The sequence below is a fragment of the Mesorhizobium shangrilense genome, assembly GCF_040537815.1.
GTDB classification, from domain to species: Bacteria; Pseudomonadota; Alphaproteobacteria; order Rhizobiales; family Rhizobiaceae; genus Mesorhizobium; species Mesorhizobium shangrilense.
The window spans coordinates 2,662,482-2,682,762 of the sequence record NZ_JBEWSZ010000001.1 but is presented as its reverse complement, the minus strand read 5'-3'; the positions used below and the strand labels follow the sequence as shown (position 1 = coordinate 2,682,762).

Genomic DNA, 20,281 nt, shown 5'->3' with positions numbered 1-20,281 from the left:
GTCTTCACATCCGTGTCGGGCCGGCGACGATACCGCGATCATGCAGCCGTCCGATCTCGCCGTCGCTCAATCCCAGGCCGGTCAGGATCTCATCGGTGTGCTCGCCGGGCAAAGGCGCCCGGGTTGCGCCGACGCGGTTCGCCGAGGAGAAGTAGAGCGGCGAGGCCGGCGTCAGGAGCGAACCGATGCCGGGGTGATCGACCCTGGAGAACAGCGGATTGTCCGTTGAGCAGCGTGGGTCTTCCGCCAGCAAGTGCTGAAATGTCTGGTAAGGCCCCCACGAAGCACCTGCGTCTGTGAGGATGTGTCGGAGCTCGGCAAAGCTTCGTGCCGAAAACCACGGCGCCAGCGCTGCGCCGATCGCATCCCGTGCCGCGAAACGTCCGCTTTCCGTTGAAAGGTCGGCGGTTGTCGAAATGATGCTCGCCGTATCGAGGCCCGTTGCCCGCTGCAATGCGGCCCACTGCCGGTCGGTCAGGGCCATCACCATGACGCGCCGGCCATCCGCGGTGATGAAGTCGCGTCCGAACGCGCCGTAAAGATTGTTCCCGTCCTTTTGTGCCGTCTCGCCAAGTTCGGCCTGCGCCAGCCGTCCGAGATTGCCGACCATGGCCAGCGCCACGTCCGACAAAGCCAGTTTCACCAGCGATCCCTTGCCTGTGCGGCTGCGGTGCCTGTCGGCAGCGAGCAGGCCGATGGCGGCCATCTCGCCCATGGCGATGTCCCAGGCCGGCAGCACGCTGTTGGTGGGTTCGTCGGCGCCGCGCGGTCCTGTGATGTCGGGAAAGCCGGTCGCGACATTGACCGTGTAGTCGACCTCGCTGGTCCCATCGGGGTTGCCAGTCAACGCGACCATGATGATGTCGTCACGGCGTGCTTTCAGGGCTTCGTAGGTGAGAGCACCCCGGACCGGCAGGTTGGTTAGGAAGATGCCGTGATCTTGGCCCGGCCGGGTGATCAATGCCGCAACGATGTCCTGTCCTTCCGGGGAGCGCAGGTCGACCTGGATGGAGCGCTTGCCCTTGTTCATGCCGGCCCAGAACAGGCTTTGGCCGCTTTTCGTCACCGGCCAGCGGCGATGGTCGAGCCCGCCAGCAATCTGGTCGAAGCGGATGACGTCGGCGCCGAGCTGCGCCAGCGTCATGCCGCCGAGCGGCGCCGCGACGAAGGCTGACCCCTCGACGACGCTGAGGCCGGACAGGATGCCGCCGCTCATGCGAACAGTCCGATCAGCCGCCAGTCGAGCACGTCGGAAACCTTGCCGGACAGATCGGTCGCCCTTGCGAATGACCGCAGATGGACAAGCCCGCCACCTGACGACAGCGCCTCACAACGCTCTATCGTGACTTCGGAATGGATCGTGTCGCCTTCATGCACTGGGCCGAGATGGTCGCAATCGTGCCAGCCGAGAATGGTGACCAGGGACGGGAACACACGGGTCAGCTGTGCTGCGGCCAGCCCGATCGTATGGCCGCCATAGACGAGGCGTCGCCCGGACTGGGTGCTGTCGTGATGGATCGTCGCAAGGTTCATCGTCAGGCGCGCCAGCTCCGGCGCACTGCTGACCACGTCGCCGCCAGCAAGGCGATGCACTGTCCCCGCACGCAGATCGCCGAAATGCGGACTCTGGACCGCCTTGCGGTAGGCTTCGAGGTTCCAGCTCTCGACGGCCGCTGCTGTCTGCACGGCCGTCTGTTCGGATCTCGGCAAATCGGTCTCACCTCGTACACCACTGTCTTCGGCTTGTCGGGCCGGCAGCATGGCGCAGCGACAGAAATCGAGCACCGGCCGATCGTCCTGATCGCTGGTGGCGATCCGCATGGTGACGAGGCCGCGCGGTGGCCGGCCGGGCTTGGCGCTGGCCGGCCGCAATCCGATGATCGTGGTGACGGTCTTGAGAGTATCTCCGATAGACGGCGCCTGGCGGAAGAACAGGCCTCGATAGAAGAGGTTGGCAATCGCCCGCTGTGTCACCACTGTCGATTGGCCGATCGCGACATCCCAAACCAGCGCCGGCGCGGCGAATGGCGGCGGCCGTCCGGTTACCGACGCCGACAGATCGGCATCGAAGGCCAGCCTGAGCCGTCCGCCGACAATGGCATGATGAACGGCGGCAAGGCCGTCCGTCAGCCGCATCGCCGGTGCTGTATCGAAACGATCGCCGATCTTCAGATCGTCATAGAACGGCCCATCGATGCCGATAGTGGAAGATTCGCGTGTCATCCTTTCGTAAGCCTGGATGCTATCAGGGCCAGAAATGCCACCTCTGATCCCCTCCGGCCGAAGAGGCGCTGACATGCGACAGGATTTCGCCGAGATCCGGTGCCGCCGAGTCCAGCACCTGCCCCGTCGCCCGTTCCACCGCATCGCGCGTCTCGGCTTTCAGCTGGTCGAGACCGCCTGGCGCCAGAATGCTCTCGCTGACCAGCCTGTCGGCAAGAATGTCGATCGGGTCGCGCTTCAGCCAGGCGTCCAGTTCGCCGGCCGGCCGGTAGGTCGCCGGGTCGGACCGTGAATGGCCTGAATAGCGATAGGTCTTCATTTCGATCAAAGTCGGACCTTCGCCTCGGCGCGCACGCGCAACCGCGACGCCCATCGCTTCCGCGACCTTGTCGACGTCCTGCCCGTCGACGATGACGCCTGGCATGTTGTAGCTGGCGGCGCGCACCGCGATGTCCTCGACCGGCGTCGACAGTTCGATGCGCGTGTATTCGCCATAGAGATTGTTCTCGCAGACAAACACCACCGGCAGTTTGCGGATGGCCGCGAAATTCAGCGATTCATGGAAGGCGCCGATATTGGCCGAGCCGTCGCCGAAGATGGAGACGGCGACGCGATCCTTGCCGCGCGCCCGTGCGGCCATCGCCGCGCCGCAGGCGATGGGCAGCCCGGCGCCGATGATGGCGGCGGTCGGCAGCAGGCCAACCTCCGGCTCGACCAGATGCATAGAACCGCCAAGACCGCCGGCACAGCCGATGACGCGGCCGCAGATCTCGCCGATCACCCCTTCCGGCGTCACGCCAAGCGCCAGCGCGTGGCCATGGCCGCGATAGGTGCAGGTGACGATATCGTCCGGATCGATCGAGCGGGCGATGCCGACCGAAACGGCTTCCTGGCCGCTGGCCAGATGCGTGCTGCCGCGGATATGGCCTTCGGCAAACAGCTTCTGGATGCGGTCCTCGACAAAGCGGATCTCGATCATCCGCGTGAGCTGCTCCAGCCTGTCCTGCAAGGCTTCGCGGCGGGCAATCGGGGAATTGGAGTTGGAAATCGTCATGCTGCATTCCTCCACCAGGGCAGGGGCGGTTTGTTGGTCGAGACCAGGGCGGCCACTTGCTCGGCCACATAGGCGGGGCTCGGCAGGAAGCGGGCTTCAAGGGCGCCACTATAGGGCACGGGCGCGTCGGGAAGTGTGATGCGATGCGGTGCTGCCTTCAGCTTGCCGAACGCCTCGACGGCGATCGACGAGACGACGTCGCCGCCCCAGCCGCTGCCCGCCGGCGCCTCTTCCAGCGTGACCAGACGGCCGGTGCGGGCAACCGATTCCATCACGGTCTTGCGGTCCCAGGGCCACAGCGTCAGGAGGTCGATGACCTCGACATTGGCGCTGCTCGCCTCCGCCGCCGCCAGCGCGACGCGCCGCATGGCGCCGCAGGTGACGAGCGTTACGTCGGTACCCGGCCGCGCGATCTCCGCCTGGCCGAGCGGAATGCGGTAGTCGCGGTCGAATTCATATTCCTCGCGCTCGGCGTAGAGCACGCGCGGCTCGAGGATCACCACGGGATCGGGATCCTCGATCGCCGAACGCAGCAGGCCGTAGGTCGTGCGGGCGTTGCTGGTCACCGCGACCTTGAGGCCCGGCGTGCCCCGGAACCAGTGGTCGAGCATCTGCGAATGCTGGCAGCCGAAACCCTGGCCTGCGCCGGCGGAGGCGCGCACGACGAGCGGCGTCGTCAGCCGGCCGCGCGACAGATAGCGCATGGTTGCTGCCTGCGTCGTCAACTGGTCGAGCGCGACGCCGATGAACTCGATGAACATCATCTCGACCACCGGCTTCAGGCCGCAGACCGCAGCACCCACCGCCGCACCCATGAAGGCCATTTCGGAAATCGGCGTGTCGATCACCCGTTCCGGACCATGCGAGGCAAGCAAGCCCTCGGTCACTTTGAACGGGCCGCCGGCCACGGCGACATCCTCGCCCATGACGATGACGCTCGGATCATCCGTCATCGCATCGTCAAGGGCCTTCAGGACCGCCTGCCGTATCCAGATTTTAGCCAAGGTTCAAACCTCCCAATACGCTGTCCAACCTGTGTGCAGGGCATGAAGCTAGCCCAGTCGAAAAAATTTGGAAACGTTTTTATTGATGCCAGACGTCACTCTGGTTATAGCTGCGGAAGAGCCGCGTGCTTTCGATGGATTGATGCGGTCACAGCCCTCTGGCGAACTCGCGTGTCCACCGTGCAGCCTTCCGGCAACCGGTGGACTTCCTTCAGTACAGGCCTTGCACACGGAGAACAGACGATGCGTTCCACCCTTAAAATGCCCAAGGTCGGCGACGCCGTCGACGAAGTCGTGATCAACGATATCCAGGCCCGGATTGGTGCCAGGGTCGTTGAGGGGCAGACGCTGTTCGTTGTTGAAACCGACAAGAGCCAGATCGAGATTCCGGCTCCTTTTGGCGGCACCGTGGTCGAGATCCTGATTGCTGTCGGCGATGACGTGAAAACCGGCGCCCCGACACTCGTGCTTGAGGTCTGACAGGCAGGCAAGCCACTGGGCTCGACCGAAAACGGCAGCGGCGATCATGGCGAGATCGCCGCCATGTTCAGACTACGGCGCAGCAGTTTGCCATTGGCGCTGCGCGGCAGGCTGGGCACGAAGAACACCTGCCTTGGGCACTTGTAAGCGGCAAGGCGCTTGCCGGCCATGGCGACGATGTCTTCGGCGCTGACGCTGGCGCCGTCCTTGCGCACCACATAGGCGGCGATCACCGAAACGTCGTCACGCACTCGGTGCTCGCCGACCGCGATTTCGGCGATGCCAGGGCAGGGCGCCAGTGCCGCCTCGACCTCCTGCGGCGAGACCCGGAAGCCGCCGGCATTCATCATGTCGTCGGCACGGCCGTAATACCAGAGATAGCCGTCCTCATCGAAGGCGGCGAGATCGCCGCCGGCAAACCACTCGCCGCGAAAAACCTGGTTTTCTTCTTCCTCACGCCGCCAGTAGCCGCGCATCAGGCCGGCATCGCTGCGATGGATGGCAAGCAACCCGATTTCGCCGGCGGGCAGCGGCTCGTTCGAGTCCGAAAGCGGTAGGATGGCGATGCGCCGTCCGCCTTGCGGCTTGCCTGGACTGCCCGGGCGGATCGGCATGCCCGCGTGGTTGGAGATGAAGGTCGAGCATTCGCTCATGCCGAACGCCTCGTAGATTTCACGCCCCGTGGCGGTGCGCCAGCCTTCGAGGACGGCAGGGCTGAGGGCCTCGCCGGCGGCAAGACCGTGCCGCAGCGTTGGCAGGCTGCTCGGTGTTAATGAGCAGTATTTCAGCATCTGCCGGTAGAGTGAGGGGACGGCCGCGAACAGGGTGGCGCCGACGGCGTTGATCAGCTTCGGCCACACCTCGATATGCTTCGGCCCGTTGTAGAGCACGGCGGTGGCGCCGCAGGCCCATGGGTCGAGCAGCCCGACGCCCAACGTATAGCTCCAGTTGAAGGCGCCGGCATGCAGCATGACGTCATCGGCGGTCAGCCCCTGCCAGTCATGATGCATCGGTTCGCGGCCAAGCGCGGTGCGATGGGCGTGGACGACGCCCTTGGGCCGGCTGGTCGTGCCGGAAGTATAGATCATATAGGCCGGCGCTTCGGCCTCCGTGTCCGCATGGGCGGGAAGCGGCCGCGACGCCTTGAGCCGTGGAATCGTTTCCTCGTCGATGATCTTGCAGCCTGACGGGATCGAAGCGATTGCCAAAGGTCCGGTCTGCGCGATGGCCGCAGCGGCGGAATCATCGAGCAGAAAGGCGGCTTCGCCCTCCGTCAGTTGCGACGAGACGGGGATCGGCACGAGGCCGGCCGAAATGGCGCCGAAGAACAGCAGCGCGTAGTCGCTGGTGTTCGGCAGGCGCAGCATGATCCTGTCACCGGCTACCAGGCCTTCGGCAAGCAGCCCCGCCGCCACGCCGCGCACGGCAAGGTCGAGGGCGGCATAGGTCCAGCGCTCGGCTTGCTCGGGTGTATTGGCGTCGCCGACCACGATCAGCGCAGTCTTGTCCGGCGTCGCCCTTGCGGCACGACCGACGCAATGATCGGCGAGATTGAAGGGTTTCGCGATCAAGAGACCCGCAGCCAGTCTGCGATGTGCACCATCCCCTGCACGGTCCAGCCGCCATCGACGACCAAGGTCTGGCCCGTGATGTAACTGGCCCTGTCGCTGGCGAGGTATACGACCGGATCGGCAATCTCCGTGGGCTCCGCGAGCCGCCCCATCGGGATCCGCTCGATCTGCCATTCGCCACGGATGGAGCCATCCTTCAGCCCTTGTTCGATCAGCTTGGTGCGCGTGGAGCCGGGCGCCACCGCATTGACGCGGATGTTGGCGGAAGCGACCTCCGTGGCGTAGACGCGCGTCAGGCTTTCGATGCCAGCCTTCGCCGCACTGTAGGGTCCACGGCCGGGGATGCCGACAATGCCCGCCGCTGACGCGATGCTGACGATGGCGCCGCCCGTGCCTCGCTCCCGCATGCGCCGGATCGCCTGTGCGCAGCATAGATGCATGCCGGTCAGGTGGGTGTTGAGAACCAGATGCCAGTCCTCGATCGGCATGTTCTCGGCAAGGGCGACCCGTTGCACGCCGGCATTGTTGACCAGCACGTCGACACATCCAGCCGCCCGGTCAATTTGGCTGAATGCCTCCGCGACGCTCTCGGTATTCGCAACATCGGCGGCCAGATAGGTCACGCCTTCACGCTTTTCGTCGGGCTCGCTGAGATCGAGGGAGAAGACCCTGGCGCCTTCCTCGAGAAAACGAGCCGCGATGGCATCGCCGATGCCACGTGCCGCCCCGGTTATGGCGGCGACCTTTCCCAACAGCGCTTGCGTCATGGCTTGCTCTCCCTCGTGCTAGTACATCAGCCAGCCGCCGCTGACATTGATGGTGGCGCCGGTGATGTAGCTGGCGTGGTTGGACGCGAGGAACAGCACCGAGCCGGCGAGTTCGGAAGGTGCGGCCATGTAGCCGAGCGGGATCTGCGCGATAGTGCCGGCCAGTGCCGCGTCGTCCATGCCCGAACGCATCATCGCGGTGTCCGCCGCGCCCGGCGATACGGCGTTGACGGTGATCTTGTCCTTGGCGAGTGATCGCGCCAGCCCGCGTGTCATCGAGACGATGCCGCCCTTGGTCGCCGCATAGGCGACGGAGCCGCCGAAGCCGCCGCTCATCCAGCCCTGCGAGGTGAAATTGATGATCCTGCCACCCGTGCCTTGCTCCTTCATGGTGCGGGCAACAGCCTGGCACAGGAAGAACGAGGCCTTGAGGTTGACGTCATGCTGGATGTCCCAGTCGGCCTCGCTGACATCGAAGACACTTGCCCTGCGGATCAGCACAGCCGCGGTCTGCACCAGCACGTCAAGCCTGCCGAATGCGCCAACCACCTTTGCAATCAGCTCGGCATGGCCGCTGACTGGCCGCAGGTCATGAGCGATTGCCAGGTGAGGTCCACCTTCCATTTCGGCCACCAGTGCGTCGACACGGGTTTGGTCGACGTCGACCACCGCGACGCGCGATCCGGCCGCCGCAAAGGCCAGGCACACCTCACGGCCGATGCCGCCGGAGCCACCGGTCACGACTACGCTTTTTCCTTCGAGGCCGGAGCCGATGTTGAACGCCATGGGATCCTCCCTTCAGGCTTGCGACGGTGGCGCGATCACCGTCTGTTCGGTGACGAAACACGATTGCGCCTCGCGCATGAATTTCTTGCGGTCTTCCACCAGCATCGAATGGAACGGCTCGGTGGCAAAGGCCTTGTGCGCGTCCTCGATGCTGTCGAACCAGACTTCGCCGACCCCGTCCCATGCAGCGTCTTCCGGCGACCAGCTCTGCACGCGCCCGAAGCGCAAGCCACGGACACCGGGCATCTGGCGGACAATATCGGCATGCGGGCCGGTCCAGTGGGCGAAGAACTCTTCCTTGCTGAGCCCTTCCTTGCGACGCAGGAAACTGACGCGCTTGATCATGATGTGGCTGCCTTCGACGGGGTCTGGAACAGCTCCAGCGTAATGCCGTCATGGATGCGCAGATAGGCCGCTTGCGCACCGATATTGGGTCCGCCGTCAATGGCGACCGGACCGTCCGGTGAAATCGGCCGGGCGCCGCAACTGACGGCGCGCTGCCACGCCGCGCGGGCATCGGAAACCTTGAGGCAGAGATGCACATTGCCGGGGTTGGCCGTCGCGTCATCATTGGTGTTGCGCTCGACGGCCTGATAGTCGAGCAGTTCGATCACCCCGCCGCCGGGCAAGTCCACGAACGCAGCCTTGATGGCGATCCCGGGATAGCCCACGACCCGGCTGAGATACGGATGGTCGAGCACCGTCGTCCAGCGTGCCGGGCTGCCGAGAAAGCCTTCCCAGAAGTCGAGCGCGGCCTGCAGGCTGGCGACGCTCATCCCGATGTGATGGACACTCTCTATTGCATCGATCGCTTCAGGCATGTTGCCGCCTCATATCCTGAACAGGCGCTCGGCATTGCCCGAGAACATCGCCGTCTGTTCTGGTCTGGAAAACCCGGAAATGATCTCGGCATAGGCGTTGATCACATCCGGATACGAACTGAACATGCGGTCGACCGGCCAGTTGGTGCCGAAGACGACGCGGCCGGTTCCGAACGCCTCGATGCTGCCGAGCACATAGGGACGGATCGAGTCCACGGTCCAAAGCGGATCGCCCATGCCGAGCCCGGATATCTTCATCGTGACATTCGGGGGCTTGGCCATGACATCCATTGCCGCCCGCCAGCGCTGGAAGCTCGCGGCATTGCGGCCCAACGGGATCGCGCAATGGTCGATGCAGATCCGCGTTTCAGGAAAGCTGCGCGCCAGGTCGAGGATGTCGTCGGCAAGCTCGACGCGGGTGTCGATGCAGGACACAAGGTTGCGTGGCCCGAGTTCGGCAAAGCCGCTGCGCCATGCCGGGTCGATCAGATAGCGCCCGTCACCAAAATTGCGGATGCCGCGCACATTGGCGAACTTCAGATGGCGGTCGAGCACCTGTGCCGCGTCGGGCCGTGCCAGATGGCATTCCGCGACAATGCCTTGCGGATAGCCGGTCTTGTCGGCGAAGGCCTGCAGCCACGCGGTCTCGACCACCGGGTCGGGCGTGTTGACCGCCGCCTGGACATGCACGGCCTTGGGCACATTGGCGAAGCGGATTTCGGCGATGTAGTCCTTGATGAAATAGTGCTGAGATTTCAACGGGTCGGTGTCGGGCAGGAAACCGTGCACCGCATCCGGCTCCAGCCAGCCATAGCGCAATTGCAGATGCTTCATGTCGTGCAGATGGAAATGCGTGTCGACGAAGGGAATGTCAGCCATGGCGGCGCGCCTCCACGGGATGAATGGAAACCGCATCGGCGATCGCCTGGCCGAGCGCTGTCGTCGAGGCGTTGCCACCCATGTCCGGCGTCAGGTTTTCGCCGGAGGCCAGAACACGCTCGATGGCGGCGACGATCGCGCCGGCGGCATCCTTGGCGCCGAGATGCTCCAGCATCATGGCGCCCGACCAGATCTGGCCGATCGGGTTGGCGATGTTCTTGCCGGCGATGTCCGGAGCAGAGCCGTGCACCGGCTCGAACATGGACGGGAACCTTCGCTCGGGGTTGAGATTGGCTGATGGCGCGATGCCGATCGTCCCGGTCACCGCCGGGCCGAGGTCGGAGAGGATATCGCCGAACAGGTTGCTGGCGACCACGACATCGAAGCTCGAGGGACGGCGCACGAAATGCGCGGTCAGGATGTCGATGTGGTATTGCTCGGTGGCGATATCGGGAAAATCGCCGGCGACGGCGCGAAACCGCTCGTCCCAGAACGGCATCGTGTGGATGATGCCGTTGGATTTCGTCGCCGAGGTCAGCCTGCGCTTGCGCTTGCGCGCCAGTTCGAAGGCGAACTTCATCACCCGGTCGCAGCCGAAGCGCGTCAGCACCGTGTCCTGGATGACCATCTCCTGGTCGGTATCGGGGAACATGCGGCCGCCGACCTCGGAATACTCGCCCTCGTTGTTTTCGCGCACGATGTAGAAATCGATCGCGCCTGGCCTTGCCAGCGGGGAGGCCACGCCGTCGAAGAGTCGCACCGGTCGCAGATTCACATATTGCTGGAAATTGCGCCGGATCGGCATCAGCAGCGTCCACAGCGATTCCACATCGGAGACGGTCGGCCAGCCGATGGCGCCGAGAAAGATCGCATCATGTCCGGCAATGCGGTCGAGCCCGTTCTCCGGCATCATCCGGCCAAGTCTGGCATGATGATCGCAGCCCCAGTCGAGATGATCCCATGTCAGATCGATACCGAAGACACGCGCGGCCGCCTCGACGACTTTCACACCCTCCGGAACGACTTCCTTCCCGATACCGTCTCCTTCGATGACCGCGATCTTCGCTGAAGGCATGGTTTCTCTCTTCTCTGGTGCGGCCTGGGGGGGGTAGGAAAAATATCGTTTCAATTAATAGCCAGCCTGAATGAGCATTGCAAGTGCGTCTTGGGCGCGCCGCGTGGCTTCGCGCCCATTCGTCGATTACGGCCGAGAAAGGCATGATTTCGTTTCTGTGGAGCTCAAAATTGGCGAGAGAGGCAATTGAATTTCGCATCTATGCCTTGAATCTCCTATCCTCGATGGGAAATTCGGAGCGGCTGGGCCTGGCACCACGCGCCTACTGGCAGACTCCACGGCGGTGGTCGGCACGGTCGCCCCAAAAATCGCTTGCATGAAACAATAACGTTTCAATATAGTCAGGCGGGAGTGGGAGCCACGGCTCCCGGAGGAGCATGCCGACATCGGGTGTCGATCTCGCCGCAACGCGATGAGGTCATAGCCTCGCGGTCGTTGGCATGTCGAAAGGCAGGGAGCACCATGGGTTCGCCAATGCGCAGCCGCCGCGCCATTGTCACCGGAGCCGGCAGCGGCATCGGCAAGGCGGTTGCTTTGCGCCTCCTGCGCGAGGGCGTCGACGTGCTGGCGGTCGATATCGATGCAGCCAGGCTGGACGATCTGGCCAGGGCCGATTGCCGGATCAAGAGCGTGGATCTCGCCGATCCGGCCGGGCGCGCAAAGCTGGCGGAGGCCGCCGACGGCGCCGATTATCTGGTCAATTCCCACGGCATCATCATGGTCAAGTCGATCTTCGACATCACACTGGAGGATTGGCGCAAGGTACAGGCTGTGAATGCCGAGTCGGTGTTTTTCCTGTGCCAGGCAATCGGGCCGAAGCTGAAGCCGGGCGGCGCCATCGTCAATTTGTCGTCCAGCTCCTCCAAGCTCGCCTCCACGGTCGAAGTCGCGGCCTATGCCGCGTCCAAGACGACGATCCTGTCGATCACCCGGTCCTTCGCCTATGCACTCGCCTCCCGACCGGTCCGGGTCAATGCCATCTGCCCCGGCATCATCGACACGCCGATGCAGGACAATGTGCTCGCCAGTGTCTCCAGGCTGCGTGGGACGGAGATCGCCACACTCGATAAGGCGCGCACACGCACCGTACCGCTGGGTCGCGCCGCGAGTGCCGATGAATGCGCCGGCGCCATCTGGTTCCTGCTGTCGGACGAGGCAGCCTACATGACCGGCCAGGCGGTGAACTTCACCGGCGGCCTGGTGACCTGGTGAACGGAGGACAAGCATGAAGAAGCCGATGATCACACGGGCCAGGGGGCTCGGACATCCGGAAGGTCCCTACGAGCTCGACGATGGGCGCGTGATCTATGCCAACACCTATGCCAGCGAGATCGGTGTCTGGGATCCGAAGACCAACAAGCAGGGCACTTATGCCTTTGTCGGCGGCGGTCCCAATGCTTGCATGCTTGGCAGCGACGGCGCCGTCTATTCGACGCAGACGCCGAATGTCGGCTCCTGGGTCGCCCCGGTCCACCGGCCGCCATCGATCCAGAAGACATCAGCTGACGGCAAGGTCGAGATATTGGTGACCGAGGCCGATGGCGTGAAATTCGACGGCCCCAACGATCTGACTTTCGGTCCGGACGGGCGGCTCTATTTCACCGATTCGGGCGACTGGAACCAGGCCGAAAAGCCGCATCCGGGTCGCATCATCGTTATAGAGCAGGACGGCGTCGCCAGGATTCTGGAAGAGCTGGACTATGTCTATCCCAACGGCATCGTCGCCGAGCCGGACGGCTCGATCGTGTGGGTGGAATCCTACACGCTGCGCGTTGTCAGGCGGAAGCCGGACGGCACCAAGCAGGTGATCCACACGCTCGCCGAAGGCCATATTCCCGACGGCCTGAAGATCGATGTCGACGGCAATCTGTGGATCACGACGGTCGCCTCCGGCGGCGTCGACGTGCTCTCCCGGGAAGGCAGGCACCTGCACTTCCTCGACGTCGGCGGCACCTTGCTCAATTGCTGCTTCGGCAAGGGCGGCAAACTGTTCGTCTGCGACATGGGGCCGTTCGACACCTCCGGCGCGGCAATGACCGGCCAGCTGGTCGAAGTCGATGTCGGGGTAGAAGGCATGCCGTTGTTTCGCGGCGCGATCGGTTAGGAAAGTCCATCATGAAGATTGCCAAGGTCGAAGCGATTCCGGTCAGCTACCCTGAGCCGAACGACTTCAACGCGCTGCGTCATCTGTGCCTCGCCAAGATCACAGCCGATGACGGCCAGGTTGGCTGGGGTGAATCCATCACCCAGTTTCCCGAGGCGAACTTCGCCGCCAAGGCAATCATCGAGGGCATGGCGCCCAATCTGATCGGCAAGGACCCGGTGCAGACTGAGGCGCTGTGGCGGCAAAACAAGCAGCAGGCCTGGTGGTATGGCTATCATGGCGGCATCGCCTCCTATGCCACGGCCGCCATCGACATCGCGCTCTGGGACCTGAAGGGCAAGGCGCTCGGCCGTAGCGTTCTCGACCTTTTGGGCGGCTGCGTGCATGAGCGGCTGCCGGCGATCGCATCGTGCCATGCCCACTACGAATCCATCGAGGAGATGGCGCAGGAAACGGCTGAGTGGGTTTCCACCGGACTTCAGGGGCTGAAGACCGGTTTCGGCAAGCGCGGCAACGCCAATCTCGGCTACGACCACAAGCGCGACGTCGCCTACGTCAAGGCGATGCGCGAAGTGCTCGGCGACAAGATGCTGATGATCGACAATGGCATCAACATCAAATGGGACGTCACCGATGCCGTGCGTCGCGCCAAGGCGATGGAGGAGTACAACCTCGCCTGGATCGAGGAACCGTTGGGCGCCTGGGACCCGGAGGGATACGCCAACCTGCGCTCCAAGACCATGACGCGCATCGCCTATGGCGAGCGGGAGTGGACCCTGGAGCAGTTCGAGCGCGTGCTGGCCACCGGCACGGTCGATGTCATCGGCGTCGATCCCGGCCGCGCCGAGGGCATCACCGGCTTCAAGAAGGTGACCGAACGCTGCGAGTTCTACCGCCGGCAGGCCAACGCGCATGCCTGGTCGTCGGCCATCGTCACCGCCGCCAGCCTCGCCATCTCGTTCAATTCGCCGGCGTGCAAGCTTTTCGAATTCAAACCGCTGCGCAACCCGATGCAGCACGACCTTGTCACCAAGCCTTTCGAGCATGTCGACGGCTGGGTCTACCCACCGACCGGGCCTGGCCTCGGCATCGAGGTCATCGAAGAGGTGGTCGACAGTTTCCGGAGTGAAAAAGTTCTCGGCAAGCTCTGATTACGTGCAGAAAAACAAAGGGAGGAAATCTTGAAGACAATCACGAAATACGGCCTGGCCGCGGCTCTCGGCTGCTCCATGCTCACTGCAGTCGCCCATGCCCAGGAATCCGAAAGCCAGATCCCGACCAAGGGCGAAAAGGTCGCGGGCGCCCCCTTCGAAGTGAAACGCGATTGGGGCACCTTCAAACTGGCCGATCGCATCGCCGAGAAGATCAAGAAGGGCGAGCCGATCAAATACGTGTTCTCATACCAAGCTTCGGGCATCCCATTGTTCTCGCCGCAGTACAAGGCCGGCTTCGAGATGGGCTGCAAGATGGGCAAGGCGATCTACCCGATGGATTGCGCTTCCATCGCGCCGGTCCAGAACGATCCCAATCAGCAGGTCAGCCAGATCGAGGCGAAACTCGCTGCCGGCGAGGTCGACTGCGTCGGCATCGAGCCGGTCAGCTCCGATGCGATGACCGCGATCACCAACAAGCTGATGGACCAGGGCATCCCGGTGTTCACCGCCGGCGTCACCTCGCGCGGGCATGAATTCACCAACTTCACCCAGATCCCGGACAAGGAAGGCTCTTACGCCGCCGAGACCGTCCTGAAATGGATCAAAGACAACAACAAGTCCGACATCAAGGTATTTGCCGTTTCCGGTGGTGACCCGACGCAGTTTTGGGCTCAGGGCCGCATGAAGGGCTTCGAGGACACCATAAAGGCAGCCATTCCAGATGCCAGCTTTGTGACGGGCGCCGCCAACGGGCTCAACACCAGCTACGAGCCGGGCAAGACGTTCGACGTCTATCGCTCGTTCCTGACGGCCAATCCGAATGTACAGTTCATCCAGAATGTCGATATCGGCGCCGAGCACGCCGACCGCGCCATCGAAACCCTTGGCCTTGCCGGCAAGGTCTACACGATCGGCTGGAACTCATCGAAGGGCCAGCTTGACGCCATCGAGAAGGGCATCCAGGTCGCCCAGTTCGACCAGCGTTGGCCTGACCAGGCTGCCTTCGGCGCGCCGGCTTGCGCGCAGTTTCTCAAGAACGGCGTCATCCTGCCCAACACGCAGACGCTGAAGGCTGTGCTGAAGGATGGCGTCTCGCAGGCGCGGGCCGAACTCGACAAGACCATGGCGCAGTAAAAGCCGTTCAAAATGAAGGATCGAGCCGCAGCTTGCGGCTCGATCGATTCAGGCCCACCATCCCTTGGGCCGTACCGGGAACGACGAGATTGAGGACAGGTATGAGTTCAAGCGACACCACGCAGCCCGCCCCGCCACGTCAGGGATTCTCCGCGGCCGGCAAGGCGACGCTCGACGCTGCCTTGCGCGTTGGCGGCCTGTTCGCCGCCGTCATCGCCGTGGCGCTGGTGTTCATTTTCATCAATCCCAACTTCGCCAATCCGAACCTCGCCGTCTCTGTCCTGCGGGCGATGAGCTCGGTGGCGATCATGGCGATGGGACTGACACTGGTCATCGTCGTCGGTGAGATCGACCTCTCCTTCGGCGCCATGTATGGGCTTGCGGCGAACACGCTTGCCGTCGTCTGGATCGTGATGGGCGTGTCGGTCTATCTGGCGATCCCGATCGCCATCGGCGTCGGCATTCTGGTCGGCCTGTTCAACGGCTTTCTGGTGACCAGGTTCAAGATACCGTCCTTCATCGTCACGCTCGGCAGCTACAATCTGCTCTACGGCCTGTCGCTCTGGATCAGCAATACCGGCACGTTCAACCCGAACTATCCGCCGCCCGGAGGCACGGTCAATCAGGGCGAGCTCAATTTCTTCATCGGGCTGACCCAGAACATCGGCAAATACAGCCTGTCGATCGAAATCTTCTGGATGCTTGGCCTTGCGGTTGTCGTCGGCTTCCTGCTGCACCGTTCGCTGTTCGGCTTCCGCCTGATGGCCATCGGTGGCAACCCGGAAGCCGGCAGGCTCGCCCGCCTGCCGGTCAACCGCTACAAGATCCTGGCCTTCATCCTGTGTTCGATCCTCGCCTCTATCGCGGGCATCCTCGATTTCTCTTTCATCCAGACCAGCCAGCCCGACATCGGCCTGTCGCAGACATTCCCTGTGTTCGCCGCCGTCATCATCGGCGGCGCCAGCCTGGCCGGCGGCAAGGGCACCATCATTGGTACGCTCGGCGGGGCGCTGCTGCTCGCGGAATTACAGATTGGCCTGGCGCTGCTCTCGCCCGGACCTCACGTGCAGCAGATATTCCTCGGTGCGGTGACCATCGGCGCCGTGGCGCTCGACCTGTTCCTGACCAAGTTGCGCAAGAGCAGGGCGGCATGACGGCGCCACAACCGAATGCCTCGGGCATAAGCATTCGCGGGGTCACCAAACGTTATGGCAGCACCATCGCGCTCAATGGCGTCGATCTCGATATTCGGCCCGGCGAGGTGCTGGGCATCGCCGGACCGAACGGCGCCGGCAAGAGCACCCTGATCCGCATCATCGCCGGCGAGGAGCGGCCCGATGGGGGTGAACTGACCTTCGACGGCAATCCATGGTCGCCGACTGTTGACTGGCACGCGGTCGCCGTCGTGCATCAAGAGCCGCAGCTTTTCCCGAACTTGACCGTGGCGCAGAATGTCCTGGTCGGGCGTGAAGGCACCGGTTCCGGCAAGCCGCGCCTCGGCGCGGCCGATGCCAGGGTCATGGATGCGCTTGGCATCGGACATCTCAAGGATCGGTTGCTCGCGGAGTGTTCGCTGGCCACCCAGCAGCGCACCGAGATTGCCCGCGCCGTCGCACGCGATTCCCGGGTGTTCCTGTTCGACGAGCCCAATTCAGCGCTGACCGCCGATGAATCGGACGAGCTGTTCCGCGAGATGCACAAGATCGCGGCTGCCGGGCGCATCGTTCTTCTTGTCACGCATCGGCTGGGCGATCTCGTCCAGCATTGCAAGCGCGTCGCCGTCGTGCGGGACGGTCGCGTTCGCACCATGCTTGAGGGTGAGTCACTGACCGAGGACGGCCTGGCTCGTCAATTGGTGACCGACAGCGGCACGGTTCACGGCGACGGGGACAAGCGCAACCCTGCCGCGCCGTCGTCGTCGGGGCTGTTGTTCTCGGTATGCGATTGGACACATCGAAAGGCCTTTCGCGGCATCGAACTGGACGGCAAGGCCGGCGAGATCATCGCCCTGGTTGGCGTCGAAGGCTCGGGTTCCCGCGAATTGCTGCGCTCACTGGCTGGCCTCGAGCGCTGCAACGGAACGGTCGAGATCTCCGGCCTGTCAGGCGATGTCGCCTTGCGCCAATGCACCGCCTATGTGCCGGCGACACGGCAGCTCAGCCTCTACAGCAATTTCTCCGTCGGCGAGAACCTGCTGGTCCGGCTCGGCTATCCCGAAATCGCCGGCTTCGGACTGATGCTGAGAAAGCGCAAGATGCGCGAGATGGCCGCCGCCGCCGTCAGCCGTTTTCTGGTCAAGACACGTACCACGACCCAGGAAATCCGCTCGCTGTCAGGCGGCAACCAGCAGAAGGTGGCGATCGCCCAAGCGCTGCATTGCGCGCCAAAACTGCTGCTGCTCGAAGAGCCGACGCGCGGCGTCGACATCCACAGCAAGGCCGAGATCTATCGCCTGCTGCGCGACTATGCCGACCAGGGCAACACGGTGGTGATTTTCTGCACCGAAGTGCTGGAGGTCTACGAAGCCGCCGATCGGGTCCATGTCGTGGCGGACGGTGCCATGGCGCCTTCGCTGCGGATCGCCGACTATGCACAGGTCGAGCAACTGGCGACCGACATCACGCGCCTTGAGCAGGAAAGCCGCAAGGGCGAGGCCGCGTAAGGAAATTCGGGAACAGGGATTTCCGAAAAGACCATTCAACCAACCGCCGCGGCTAGCGGTGGCGCTTCTGATCCGTAGGCGCTGCCTGGTGCATGTCGCCCAAAAGTGGCCCGGTTTGGGTGAACGACATGCATAAAACAAAGACCTAAAGCGCGTCCATGAATCCGTTCAGACCGCCGCGCTCTAGACACGGTACTTCCCGATCGTGGTCTGATCGAGCACAAGTCCGAAGCCGGCGCCTTGCGGCACGTCGTAGGTGCCATTGTCGAATTTCGACCGGTTGGCGACGAGCGCGTAGAACATCGGATCGCGGTCCGGGTGAAACGTTTCCAAATATGTGCCATTCGGAATCGAGGCCAGCAGGTGGGCGGATATCTGCGGCTCCTCGTGGTGGCCCATCTCGACCGTGAAGCAGGAGGCAAGTGCTGCGACGCGGCGCCACTCTGTTGGCCCGCCGCCCCAGCTGGCGTCGAAATTGCAGACGTCGATGGCGCCGGACATCATCAGGTCGCGGCAGCCGGCGCGGCTGATCTCGCTCTGCCCGGCGGCGATCGGAATGCCCGTCTGGTTGCGGGCCGCCGCCATGTCGAGCCGGTCATTGTACCAGCGCACCGGCTCCTCGAACCAGCGGATGTTGAGGTCTGCGGCAAGGCGCGAAAACGCGACGGCTTCCGCCAGGCTCCAGCCCTGGTTGGCATCGACCAGCAGTGTGAAGTCGTCGCCCACCGCACTACGTGCAGCCCGCACGCGTTCAGCATCCTCCTTCGGCGTGCGGCCGCCAACCTTGAACTTGCAGCCAGCATAGCCACTGGCGCGGATCTGCTCCATCTCGCGGCCGAAATCGGCTAAAGTCTTGTTTTCCTCATAATATCCGGCGATGCAAATGACCGGGAGCTTGTCCTTGTAGCCGCCCCAGAGCTTGTACAGAGGCACGTCCAGCGCCTTGCCGACCGTGTCCCACAGCGCGCTGTCGACACAGGCCTGCGCGCACATGGCAAGCTTGCGGTCGCGCAGTATGTTGTAGCTCGGCTTGCGCATCGCTTCCCAGCAGCCTTCGATGTTGAAGGCGTCCTTGCCGATCAGCAGCGGCTGGATTTCATCGAGGATGATCCTGACCACCTCGGCCTGGGTTTCGAATTCGTCGCCATTGTAGACCTCGCCGACAATTCCCTGCGAGGTGTAGATGCGGGTGATGATCGTGCAGCGGTGGGTCATGAAATAATTGCTGCCCCGGAACGTGCGGGGCAGGGGCATGCAAAGCGGCACGCATTCTATGCGTTCGATCTTCAGCTGTGCGACCATGATGAACTCTGATGTTGGAGCAGAAATAGAAACGTTTCCAGAATAGTCCGGCCGCTCTCCGGAGGTCAAGTGCCGGCGCGTCGCTAATCTCCTTGCCCGAATGGCCTCGGACACGCTAGACTCAAGTTTTATATGAGTTTCGGCGGCTTGATGCGACGTCTGACCCGAGGGGTCGACAAGGGGGCTGCGTGAGGAAGGGCATGGACAAGCCGGCGACAATACGGGATGTGGCGCGCGTTTCCGGCGTCTCTGTCGGAACCGTTTCACGGAGTTTGAACGCGCCTGAGACCGTCAGGCCGGGAACGCTTGGCAAGGTGCGCGCCGCGATCCAGCAGCTCGGTTTCCAGCCCGACTCGCGCGCACAGAATATGCGTCGTCGCAATACCATGACTGTCGGCTTCGTCATCGACGATATCGCCAACCCCTGGCATGCCAGTTGCTTCAAGGCGGTGGACGCGGAAATGCGTCAACGCGGCTATTCGCTCTATCTGATGAGCACCAACGGCCGCGCCACCGAAGAGGCGGCCGCTATCGACATGCTGCAGCATGGTCGTGCCGACGGCATGATCATGACCATCAACAACGAACAGGATGCCCGCACCATCAAGCGCCTGAAGGAATTGCGCGTTCCCTCGGTGCTGCTCGACCGCGATATCCCGCTCGATATCGACGCCGTGCTGACCGAGCATGCCACCGGATTGCGGCAGGCGACGAGCTACCTGATCGAACTCGGACATCGCCGCATCGCCATCATCACCGCCGGCAGCGACATCCGGCCCGGGCGTGAGCGGGTGCGCGGCTTCGTCGAGGCGTTCCAGCGCAGTGGCCTGCCGGTGCCGGAAGATCTGATCCGTTCGCAAAGCCTGTCGGTGGATTTCGGTTTCCGCGAGGCGACAGCCTTGCTCCAGATGCCGGAACGCCCGACCGCCATCATCGCCGCGGGCAATCGTATCCTCGTCGGCGTGTTGCGCGCCATCCAGCAGCAGGGCGTATCCGTGCCCCAGGACATTTCGCTGATCGGTTGCGACCGCTCGGACGTCGCATTGCTTTATCCGGGGCCGATCACGCTGATCGACCGGCCCGTGGAGGAAATCGGCCGCACCGCCGCGCAGCTGCTGCTCGAACGCCTCGGCGGCCACAGCGATCGTCCGGCGCAACGCATCTCATTCCCGACGCAACTGATCATGGGCGGATCCTGCCTGCCTGTTCCGAAGCGATAGAGCATGATCCCGAAAGGTGGCATCCGGCTTTCTCGGACAAACGGT

General features: G+C 63.5%; 20 protein-coding genes and 1 pseudogene. 9 read left to right on the top strand and 12 right to left on the bottom strand.

The annotated features are described in order from the left end of the window. Positions 1-4 precede the first annotated feature (4 nt). From ABVQ20_RS13455 to ABVQ20_RS13440, 4 genes are read right to left on the bottom strand one after another with little or no spacing between them, the layout of a single operon-like run. Positions 5-1,216 (bottom strand): CoA transferase, encoded by a 1,212-nt coding sequence (locus tag ABVQ20_RS13455; protein ID WP_354459986.1) that lies wholly within the window; start codon positions 1,214-1,216, stop codon positions 5-7. After that, the gene (locus ABVQ20_RS13450; RefSeq protein WP_354459985.1) at positions 1,213-2,223 is read right to left on the bottom strand and encodes a MaoC family dehydratase; all 1,011 of its coding nucleotides are present in this window, start codon (positions 2,221-2,223) and stop codon (positions 1,213-1,215) included. The genes ABVQ20_RS13455 and ABVQ20_RS13450 overlap by 4 nt, the downstream gene beginning before the upstream one ends. A gap of 22 nt (positions 2,224-2,245) precedes the next feature. Beyond that, positions 2,246-3,277: a thiamine pyrophosphate-dependent dehydrogenase E1 component subunit alpha gene (locus tag ABVQ20_RS13445; protein ID WP_354459984.1), complete on the bottom strand. Its 1,032-nt coding sequence runs from the start codon at positions 3,275-3,277 to the stop codon at positions 2,246-2,248. Further along, positions 3,274-4,281 (bottom strand): alpha-ketoacid dehydrogenase subunit beta, encoded by a 1,008-nt coding sequence (locus ABVQ20_RS13440; RefSeq protein WP_354459983.1) that lies wholly within the window; start codon positions 4,279-4,281, stop codon positions 3,274-3,276. The genes ABVQ20_RS13445 and ABVQ20_RS13440 overlap by 4 nt, the downstream gene beginning before the upstream one ends. A 171-nt stretch (positions 4,282-4,452) precedes the next feature. Here ABVQ20_RS13440 and ABVQ20_RS13435 point away from each other — a divergent pair, with 171 nt between their 5' ends. Beyond that, complete coding sequence (locus ABVQ20_RS13435) at positions 4,453-4,761, top strand: biotin/lipoyl-containing protein (RefSeq protein ID WP_354459982.1); 309 nt, start codon at positions 4,453-4,455, stop codon at positions 4,759-4,761. A gap of 44 nt (positions 4,762-4,805) precedes the next feature. Here the strand turns inward: ABVQ20_RS13435 and ABVQ20_RS13430 are convergent, their stop codons facing one another. The 7 genes from ABVQ20_RS13430 to ABVQ20_RS13400 are packed head-to-tail and all read right to left on the bottom strand — an operon-like array spanning position 4,806 to position 10,660. Continuing rightward, the gene (locus ABVQ20_RS13430; RefSeq protein WP_354459981.1) at positions 4,806-6,332 is read right to left on the bottom strand and encodes an acetate--CoA ligase; all 1,527 of its coding nucleotides are present in this window, start codon (positions 6,330-6,332) and stop codon (positions 4,806-4,808) included. Further along, the gene (locus tag ABVQ20_RS13425) at positions 6,329-7,099 is read right to left on the bottom strand and encodes an SDR family NAD(P)-dependent oxidoreductase (protein ID WP_354459980.1); all 771 of its coding nucleotides are present in this window, start codon (positions 7,097-7,099) and stop codon (positions 6,329-6,331) included. Before ABVQ20_RS13425 ends, ABVQ20_RS13430 begins: the two co-directional genes overlap by 4 nt. An 18-nt stretch (positions 7,100-7,117) precedes the next feature. Then, positions 7,118-7,885: an SDR family NAD(P)-dependent oxidoreductase gene (locus ABVQ20_RS13420; protein WP_354459979.1), complete on the bottom strand. Its 768-nt coding sequence runs from the start codon at positions 7,883-7,885 to the stop codon at positions 7,118-7,120. Positions 7,886-7,897: 12 nt separating this feature from the next. Then, complete coding sequence (locus ABVQ20_RS13415; RefSeq protein WP_354459978.1) at positions 7,898-8,230, bottom strand: EthD domain-containing protein; 333 nt, start codon at positions 8,228-8,230, stop codon at positions 7,898-7,900. Further along, positions 8,227-8,706 (bottom strand): VOC family protein, encoded by a 480-nt coding sequence (locus ABVQ20_RS13410; RefSeq protein WP_354459977.1) that lies wholly within the window; start codon positions 8,704-8,706, stop codon positions 8,227-8,229. Before ABVQ20_RS13410 ends, ABVQ20_RS13415 begins: the two co-directional genes overlap by 4 nt. A gap of 9 nt (positions 8,707-8,715) precedes the next feature. Then, a complete protein-coding gene (locus ABVQ20_RS13405; protein WP_354459976.1) occupies positions 8,716-9,585 on the bottom strand; it encodes an amidohydrolase family protein in 870 nt (289 codons plus the stop codon). Beyond that, a complete protein-coding gene (locus tag ABVQ20_RS13400; RefSeq protein ID WP_354459975.1) occupies positions 9,578-10,660 on the bottom strand; it encodes a tartrate dehydrogenase in 1,083 nt (360 codons plus the stop codon). Before ABVQ20_RS13400 ends, ABVQ20_RS13405 begins: the two co-directional genes overlap by 8 nt. Positions 10,661-11,122: 462 nt before the next feature. Between ABVQ20_RS13400 and ABVQ20_RS13395 the strand changes: the two genes are divergently transcribed. The 7 genes and pseudogenes from ABVQ20_RS13395 (at position 11,123) to ABVQ20_RS40490 (ending at position 17,714) form a co-directional block, all read left to right on the top strand. Beyond that, positions 11,123-11,872 carry an SDR family NAD(P)-dependent oxidoreductase gene (locus ABVQ20_RS13395; RefSeq protein WP_354459974.1) on the top strand — a complete coding sequence of 250 codons (750 nt, stop codon included), beginning with the start codon at positions 11,123-11,125 and terminating at the stop codon, positions 11,870-11,872. A 13-nt stretch (positions 11,873-11,885) separates the two neighbouring features. After that, positions 11,886-12,764: an SMP-30/gluconolactonase/LRE family protein gene (locus ABVQ20_RS13390; RefSeq protein WP_354459973.1), complete on the top strand. Its 879-nt coding sequence runs from the start codon at positions 11,886-11,888 to the stop codon at positions 12,762-12,764. A gap of 11 nt (positions 12,765-12,775) precedes the next feature. Further along, the gene (locus ABVQ20_RS13385) at positions 12,776-13,915 is read left to right on the top strand and encodes a mandelate racemase/muconate lactonizing enzyme family protein (protein ID WP_354459972.1); all 1,140 of its coding nucleotides are present in this window, start codon (positions 12,776-12,778) and stop codon (positions 13,913-13,915) included. Positions 13,916-13,945: 30 nt separating this feature from the next. Next, entirely contained in the window at positions 13,946-15,052 is a 1,107-nt protein-coding gene (locus ABVQ20_RS13380) for a sugar ABC transporter substrate-binding protein (RefSeq protein ID WP_354459971.1), read from the top strand. Positions 15,053-15,153: 101 nt separating this feature from the next. Then, positions 15,154-16,206 (top strand): ABC transporter permease, encoded by a 1,053-nt coding sequence (locus ABVQ20_RS13375; protein ID WP_354459970.1) that lies wholly within the window; start codon positions 15,154-15,156, stop codon positions 16,204-16,206. Beyond that, a pseudogene (locus ABVQ20_RS40495) lies at positions 16,203-16,691 on the top strand (ATP-binding cassette domain-containing protein); the annotation flags it as partial. The gene ABVQ20_RS13375 and the pseudogene ABVQ20_RS40495, both read left to right, overlap by 4 nt. A 54-nt stretch (positions 16,692-16,745) precedes the next feature. Beyond that, on the top strand, positions 16,746-17,714 hold the full coding sequence (locus tag ABVQ20_RS40490) for an ATP-binding cassette domain-containing protein (protein WP_435528414.1): 969 nt from the start codon (positions 16,746-16,748) through the stop codon (positions 17,712-17,714). Positions 17,715-17,897: 183 nt separating this feature from the next. On the opposite strand, the gene ABVQ20_RS13365 is transcribed toward ABVQ20_RS40490, so the two are convergent. Continuing rightward, on the bottom strand, positions 17,898-19,016 hold the full coding sequence (locus ABVQ20_RS13365; RefSeq protein ID WP_354459967.1) for a mandelate racemase/muconate lactonizing enzyme family protein: 1,119 nt from the start codon (positions 19,014-19,016) through the stop codon (positions 17,898-17,900). Between the two features lie 200 nt (positions 19,017-19,216). Between ABVQ20_RS13365 and ABVQ20_RS13360 the strand changes: the two genes are divergently transcribed. Continuing rightward, positions 19,217-20,236, top strand: coding sequence for a LacI family DNA-binding transcriptional regulator (locus ABVQ20_RS13360; protein WP_354459966.1), 1,020 nt, complete (start codon positions 19,217-19,219; stop codon positions 20,234-20,236). Positions 20,237-20,281: the final 45 nt, after the last annotated feature.

What these genes read in the sequence shown, in the direction of transcription:
- ABVQ20_RS13455 (WP_354459986.1), bottom strand. Translation starts at nt 1,216, where the DNA reads ATGAGCGGCGGCATCCTGTCCGGCCTCAGCGTCGTCGAGGGGTCAGCC.
- ABVQ20_RS13450 (WP_354459985.1), bottom strand. Translation starts at nt 2,223, where the DNA reads ATGACACGCGAATCTTCCACTATCGGCATCGATGGGCCGTTCTATGAC.
- ABVQ20_RS13445 (WP_354459984.1), bottom strand. Translation starts at nt 3,277, where the DNA reads ATGACGATTTCCAACTCCAATTCCCCGATTGCCCGCCGCGAAGCCTTG.
- ABVQ20_RS13425 (WP_354459980.1), bottom strand. Translation starts at nt 7,099, where the DNA reads ATGACGCAAGCGCTGTTGGGAAAGGTCGCCGCCATAACCGGGGCGGCA.
- ABVQ20_RS13420 (WP_354459979.1), bottom strand. Translation starts at nt 7,885, where the DNA reads ATGGCGTTCAACATCGGCTCCGGCCTCGAAGGAAAAAGCGTAGTCGTG.
- ABVQ20_RS13415 (WP_354459978.1), bottom strand. Translation starts at nt 8,230, where the DNA reads ATGATCAAGCGCGTCAGTTTCCTGCGTCGCAAGGAAGGGCTCAGCAAG.
- ABVQ20_RS13410 (WP_354459977.1), bottom strand. Translation starts at nt 8,706, where the DNA reads ATGCCTGAAGCGATCGATGCAATAGAGAGTGTCCATCACATCGGGATG.
- ABVQ20_RS13405 (WP_354459976.1), bottom strand. Translation starts at nt 9,585, where the DNA reads ATGGCTGACATTCCCTTCGTCGACACGCATTTCCATCTGCACGACATG.
- ABVQ20_RS13400 (WP_354459975.1), bottom strand. Translation starts at nt 10,660, where the DNA reads ATGCCTTCAGCGAAGATCGCGGTCATCGAAGGAGACGGTATCGGGAAG.
- ABVQ20_RS13395 (WP_354459974.1), top strand. Translation starts at nt 11,123, where the DNA reads ATGGGTTCGCCAATGCGCAGCCGCCGCGCCATTGTCACCGGAGCCGGC.
- ABVQ20_RS13390 (WP_354459973.1), top strand. Translation starts at nt 11,886, where the DNA reads ATGAAGAAGCCGATGATCACACGGGCCAGGGGGCTCGGACATCCGGAA.
- ABVQ20_RS13385 (WP_354459972.1), top strand. Translation starts at nt 12,776, where the DNA reads ATGAAGATTGCCAAGGTCGAAGCGATTCCGGTCAGCTACCCTGAGCCG.
- ABVQ20_RS13375 (WP_354459970.1), top strand. Translation starts at nt 15,154, where the DNA reads ATGAGTTCAAGCGACACCACGCAGCCCGCCCCGCCACGTCAGGGATTC.
- ABVQ20_RS40490 (WP_435528414.1), top strand. Translation starts at nt 16,746, where the DNA reads ATGCACAAGATCGCGGCTGCCGGGCGCATCGTTCTTCTTGTCACGCAT.
- ABVQ20_RS13365 (WP_354459967.1), bottom strand. Translation starts at nt 19,016, where the DNA reads ATGGTCGCACAGCTGAAGATCGAACGCATAGAATGCGTGCCGCTTTGC.
- ABVQ20_RS13360 (WP_354459966.1), top strand. Translation starts at nt 19,217, where the DNA reads ATGGACAAGCCGGCGACAATACGGGATGTGGCGCGCGTTTCCGGCGTC.